3 protein-coding genes are annotated in these 6,774 nt (G+C 52.4%); all 3 read right to left on the bottom strand.

Translation table 11 applies throughout. The features are described from left to right. Positions 1 to 211: hypothetical protein (locus QZ197_RS16045; protein ID WP_296433263.1), on the bottom strand; the 211-nt coding region annotated here is incomplete at its 3' end. A gap of 76 nt (positions 212 to 287) precedes the next feature. After that, positions 288 to 701 (bottom strand): hypothetical protein, encoded by a 414-nt coding sequence (locus tag QZ197_RS16040; protein WP_296433261.1) that lies wholly within the window; start codon positions 699 to 701, stop codon positions 288 to 290. Positions 702 to 4,240: 3,539 nt separating this feature from the next. Next, on the bottom strand, positions 4,241 to 5,809 hold the full coding sequence (locus QZ197_RS16035) for a hypothetical protein (RefSeq protein WP_296433259.1): 1,569 nt from the start codon (positions 5,807 to 5,809) through the stop codon (positions 4,241 to 4,243). Positions 5,810 to 6,774: the final 965 nt, after the last annotated feature.

Here is a 6,774-nt window from a genome sequence, read left to right as displayed (position 1 = left end):
CCGCAATGCTGGAATACACAGCGACAAATTCGTACGGAGTGTCGTCGTTCGTGAACCCGTAGGCATCGTCGGCGTAATCTCCAGGCCCCGGGCTTTTGCCGAAAGACGTTTTTTGCCACTTTCCCTTCTTGCCTCGCTGTTGCATCTCGGCATTGGTTTTACGTCGGTACAGTAAGGTTATTAACCGCCATTGATTGATGTCTAGTTGCACTCTACAATGGGGTGAAATCAGATCAAATGTATAGGTTATTAAGCATGTTACAATCACCATCGCGGTATGGCATTGCTCACCTTTTTGCTCCCTCTGAGGGAAAGGCAAACTCCCTCCACGCCTGGAACAGATTTTTTCCAAGGAAAGTTTCGTGCACATCACGCAGGGTATGAGTCGCAGGCATTCCATTATCGCACTCTTCTCGCTTCCGCTTATCACCACCGAACTCTTTCCGGTACTTCGTTACCGCAAGCTGGGCTTGCTTCTCGGCCTCTGGCTCAAGCGTATATGAACCGGACACAGATTGTCCGTTTAAGACCATCATGGGATACAAAGCAACTCCGACGTCAGGAGTGACATTACACGTTTGTCGCAAAACACCCGCTGGGAGTCCCAAACCTTTACCAGATAGCGACCGCCGAATCGTTGCCGGCATGTAGTTACAACCTTCAAAGTGTTCATTTTCCGATACAAGGCGAAGCGTTTGCAAGTGTGCGCACCGATTACGCCCACGATGGGATCCCTGCAATACCACCGATTCGTCTACAGGGTAAGAACAATGCAGACTCGTCGTCCGCCTTAAATACTGGGCAAGTTCCAAAAGAAGATCCCTGGAGACTACTCGGGGATTAGCACGTAGCCGTTTGCGCAAATACATGTCCGCGGCGGGGTGAAGAGCAGCGACCACATCACCTGGCGCCGATGTGAACGTATTTTTGGCAGTAGCGTGGTTACAAGCAATCCGGTGCCGCCCCGTGGAGAGCTCCAGGCTGTAAATAGCACGGGTTTTGTCGAACGCGTATTCTCGTTTTATGACGGCTGTTTCCAGGCAACCACTTGTCCAACGATGGTCGCAAAAGTACTTAACCCCGAACGCCGCCATGGATTTTCTACTTTTTGTGTGTCTGGGTGGGTACGGCTGCTTCCCACTATTCCAAGACTGGGGTGTGACCTGATCGACTAAGGGGGACGACCCATCTGTTCCGTAAAAGAAATCCTCCCCTGTGATGTCGCGAATTATTGGTGATATCAGCTCGAGTGCTGCCGTGAATTCATTCTCCATGAACGCCTGCGCTGTTAAGTGCAAACCTGATACACCTCTATATTCGAGCTGATCGGTAAGGTCGTAGTAGGCCTTAAACGGTTCGGGAGGTTTGCCACACTCGGACGGTAAGGCACCCCATTGGCGGCAAGACCCCCACGGTGCCTCCTCAGATACCCTTAGGGCAGCGTGTGTGGTGTAGTTGGGTACTGTCGAACCCCGGACAGCGGCCACCCTATCTGCCGGTAGAGCTGACGGTGGAATAAGCCCAGACATGCGTACGTCTTCCGGGATTCCAAGGGGGCTTTTGTCAGGACGGGGACTCCGCCTTGGCCTGACAAATGCGCGGCTCAAGTCGGTCCCGGGCGAATTTCGGGGAAAATGTAGCGTTTCATGCTGCGACGTGGCGATGTCGGGCGAGACTGTGGGGGCGCTTACTAGATCAGAACGTCGGTTGCTACGGACTCGCGTACGCTTCTTGTGTAAAGCCTCCACATCCAAATCGACCATTAGTGGGTTCTCCTGGGTGCCCGAAAGTGGGTCGGGGGAGACAATGTGAGCTGAAGTATTCACAACTGCACAGCCGCGATTTAATTTTTCCACAACCACCTCTGCCCGGCATGGTGGGGTGTGCGCCGTGCCGGTTTTTTTTTTAACGAACGTCCCAATAGGAGCGAATGGCTTTGGTCGTAGAGCGGACAAGGGCTGCAAATGCGGAGGATAACGCGCACACTCATAAATAATGCAGTTAGCCCCCCACTCTGGGTTGTGGAACGTAGGATCGCACAGAAATTGCAAAACGCGCCCAATGATGTCCTTCGGCAGGACTTTTGATTGACTGAGCGTCACGTTAGACACTCCGTAGTCAGCCAGCTGCGCGAAGGGAACCATGACCTTCGCGTCGTCTACGCCCGGGAAGCGGCCGTCATACTCATCGAACTGCATTTTAACACACTGTGGTACCTCCTTAGGGTTCTCGGGTGACCACGTTACACTGACGACGTCACGACCCATACACGCCTCGCCACAGACCCAACGTCCAGAACCCCCATCCACCCTAATAGCCCAACGTTCTCCAAGTTTAAAACGCCCCTTAACGGGGCATCCGGTGTCGGCTGTCAATGTATAGCCCAACGTTCTGTCGGCTGACAGGTGTCCCCATCCTTGCCTAATGATGTCCTTCGGAATGACTTTTTTCCAGTAATCATTCATGTGCTCCCACTGGTCCAATTCCATCAATGTCTGCGGGTCCTTGAATGTTAGTACAGGCAAATCAGACTTACTACTTAATGAGCCTGGAGACGAGCTTGGAGAAGTGGACAGGTTAGGAAGCGACGCTAGTGTCACCCAACCCGCAGCAGCATTTGCCACGGTTTCTTGTCCTACCCTCTTTTCAAGTCGCGTTAGCTGTGCACCCACGCCACCCTCCCGGTATGTGTGGTCCTCTTGGACGTATCGTGCCGTTGGTAAATTTGTCCTCCCACCGTCCAGATAGCGATGCATTGCCACCATCACACGCACAACGTCGGGCCCACTGTCCCTCCTCTGCCGCAGCGTGGGACAAAAGCCGGGCAGTGCAGCCTGCCACAACGCACGAGAGACGTCAGATGTCACATCCACGCCCGCGCTGCGTACATCCAATAGAGTGTGCCAATACGAGCGCACGGCGTCGGACGCCCGCAATACCCACCGCGACGTTTTACGTACCACTACAAACGAGACTTTTGAGCCCGCTTGTTCTTCCTTCAAATTGTTAAAGGGGGCGCTGTCCCGCAACAAGTAGTGCACACCACGAAGCAAACCATACACAGCGAACACATCTTCCATGTCCACCGTCTGCATGTTCTTCTTCTTGTAAGATGCGCGGGGAGCTCCTCGGAGAGCACACCAAGCAAGTCTAATATTCTCCATGGTCAAAGTGGTCCGGGCTATTGCGGCAGACGCAGCAGCATTGTCTCTCCCGTTACGCGTTTCCATTAACTCACGTCGAAAGAGGGATTCCACCCTAGTGGGTAATAAGGGGACCCTATGTCTTATCTTTATACCAATTCGATACAGTGCCACAGCTACGCGGACAGCATCCGGACCCGAGTCTATACCACGCTTGGTCAACATGCACGTGTACTCCACCCCATGACACACTCTTTCGGCCTCGAGTACGACAATGGGGACGCCAAGGTCGTGGACCCCAACATCATGTACCTCCCACAGACCGGACAACAATTTCACGATGCCTCCCGGCACCATAGCTAGCCAGACGTTTCTGACATACACCAATCTTACTACCGGGTTGCATGAATTAGTTGCCATCTCAGTACGTCTCGTGCTAGAAATCCCCCGCACCCAGTCAGTGCCGTTAGCCCCCAGTACATAACAAGACATTACATAATCCACGAACTCCCGTAGCCCATACTCTGCGAGCACACAACGAAGGTCATCCTCGGCCATTGAAATCTCATCAGACCCCCCTCGACGACCACGAGTCACATCGGACTCGGTCAATAGCGCATCGTGCCAAACGCTGCCGCCTCCCAATACTGCCCGCACAACGCGACCATCCGGCCATTTCTTCACAGCCGCCCACACCCGCCGTACATGCGGAACTGTCAATGGGTCTGTCGCTACAGAAATGCATGGCGGTTTGATAACCGCCAGGCCACCCATCAAGGGAGGCAAATCACCTGGCCCCGCCCGACTGCCAAATCTGGGGCTGTCAGCCACAGGCGAATACGGCATGTCCGTGTGGTGGTATTGGAGGAATAGTTTGACGACGGGGGTCGCAAGGGGCGGTGCTGCCGCTCGATGTGGGCGGTGCGAAGAAAAAATTGTATGCGACAAGCATCCAACAACGCCACCACCGGCATAAGCCTTCGTGGATCCTGTTCCACAGTCTCGCGACCACTCGGTTGATCCCTCTGATCCGTGGCGCCAATCGTCAAGGTGGACGAATTGAGTGTGCACTGAGATGAAAGATACGCAAGGACAAATTAATTGTAAACGCCAAGAAGACGAAAGAAGATCGTAGACGTACCTCCATACTCCGTGAGTATGACGACTACATTCACAAAAGCACTGCGATCGTCGTCACAATTGTCGACGTGGTTATAGCCTGCGACCGGAACTCCACGTCGGATCATGCCCGATGAAGGCCAGCAATATGGCCCCCGTTTCATGGTGCGATGTTCCAGGGAGGCGGCACTACCCATGATCCGGTGATGCGCGGCCAGCACTGTTTCACGTTTAGACAAATTCCAACAGGACATGTCGTTACTACGCAAAACCTTCCTCGCTACGTTCTCGACAAGGAACCCTGCCACACGCATTGCACACTGTTGTTGAGTTACTGACGTCCCGAGAAGTCCCGATTCCACGAACAGGCGAATGGCATTAAATGCAGAAATGGCATGTTCGGAGTACCTGGCCGGGGTGAAACGCGCGACATCCTTCTTGTCGCTCGCAAGCCCATCGTACGACCAGTACTCCATGATAGGTTGACGTGGTTCGTCGTCACGGTGAATTTTGTGGCCATAAGTTACCAAACATCGAAGTACTTCTTCGGCTAGAATAGCAGCATGCCCTCGCAACGTATCTGGGACGACAGGGTCAGAAATACATCTAAAGCCAATAGGTGAAGTCACATCTTCCAAAAAGTTCATGTTACGCTGGTAACTAGACGCCAGAGCATCGTTGCCAACTGCATAAGCATCACAACGCGAAGCCACATCCTCGACCTTGACAAACAAGACCTGATCCACCCCATACCCTCGACTTATAAAGTCGGCATCGGGCCACACAATGTCGGATCTACATTCACGCCGTTTGAGTTGACCCGCCGGCCCGTTTGCGTCCATGGAATCGTACACCCAAGTCACCCCATCTGGGCAATCCAAAAGAGCTTCGAAATGAGATCCGTTATTTACCACGATTGCACAAAACCGATACCTAACCAAGATCTCGACAAAGCACCCTTTCTCGGGATCATAGCGAGAAACGCGAATGCCCCGGATGGACCGGGTCACCTCACAATCCTGGGCAAGATTAACGTGAATCACAGACGGCAACGGTCCTTGAACACTACGCACAAAATGAGCGAGGCTATCACCGACATTGTAATGGTTGTCTGCCGTTATCCGTACTGGGAACAATTTCTTAGTAGGACGCCCAAAGTCCCCATCGCACACCTTTACGCCAACGTGACAGGCAAAGGAAGATGCGACCAGCGAATCGTCGCTGCCAACTAAGTGGGCTTGCATTTCGACCATCTTAGTGTACGAGAGGAACTTGAAAATATCGGCACCAGTTTGCCCGCGCAAGACGCACATGTGGACGGCGTCTAAAGCCTCTGAGTCTTCCTCCTCTTTCAACAAATGCCTGGATCGGAACGCTTTCCCCAACAAAGATTCTGGAGGCACGTCGCCAATGAGACCTAGGTGAGTATACACGAACTCCATGATGGTGACATACGCGCCCACCGCGCAATTGTCGTTCTTGTACCGCCAAAACTGTCGATCTTCGTCGAAAACAGAACCGTCCGTATTCTCGGAAGCCTTGAGCAAAGTGCATAGAGTAACACCAAAAGACTATCGTGCAATTGGGATTCGAATTGCACCACAGTCTCTTACCATAGGCACGTAGTGTTTTATATCCACTGCTACCGAGGGGTTAAACGCGTTGGTGATCAACCTAAAGACTGCCATGTCGTACATAATGACATGGCAGGGAACACACGAAGATAATAACGAAAAAGGTGGTCATCCACCATGATTAAAACACGGTGAATGAGTTTGTTAATACGCAGTGGCCCATACAGTCGCAGTTAGATCACTACTCATATCCCGTACCGCACAGGTGAACAATGCCCATTCGACCGCACGACACTTAAGTACTTGTCAAATACAAGAACTACAGGACGAACGGCCAGGGAAATCGTTACTTGGTTACGGCACAGAAATACAGGCGTGCTCCAAGTACGGACTGCAAGAAACGGGTGTGGAACACGCATAGGGTACAAATGAACTGCACCATTACCGGCTCCTTCTTAATACGCGGGGAATCGTGGAACAAGGCAGACGACAAAAAACGTCCCATCCAGTCGCACTTAGCCCGCGGCTATTGTACCGTACCGATCCGGTGAACAATGCCCCTTCGACCGCACGGAGCTTAAATACTTGTCGAAAACAAGTACTACAGGACGTACAGCCAGGGCAATCGTTGGTTGGTTACGGTCGGATCAAACAAGCGCGCTCTAAGTATGCCCTCCATATAACGGCCGTGGGACACGCACAGTGTACAAAAAAAGCAGCACCAGTTACAGCTACTGCAAAATACATGAGGGATCGTGGTACAAAACAGCAAGCATAAAACGTCACATCCAGTCGCACTTAGCCCGCGCCTGTAGTCCAATGCCGATCCGGTTAACAATACCCATTCAACTACACGACGCTTAAATACTTGTCGATAACAAATACTTCAGGACGTACAGCCAGGGCAATCGTTGGTTGGTTTCGGCAAAGAAAAACAA

The sequence above is a fragment of the Yoonia sp. genome (assembly GCF_017854415.1).
Taxonomy (GTDB): domain Bacteria; phylum Pseudomonadota; class Alphaproteobacteria; order Rhodobacterales; family Rhodobacteraceae; genus Yoonia.
The sequence above is the reverse complement of the archived record's forward strand: the minus strand, read 5'-3'. Positions and strand labels throughout refer to the sequence as shown.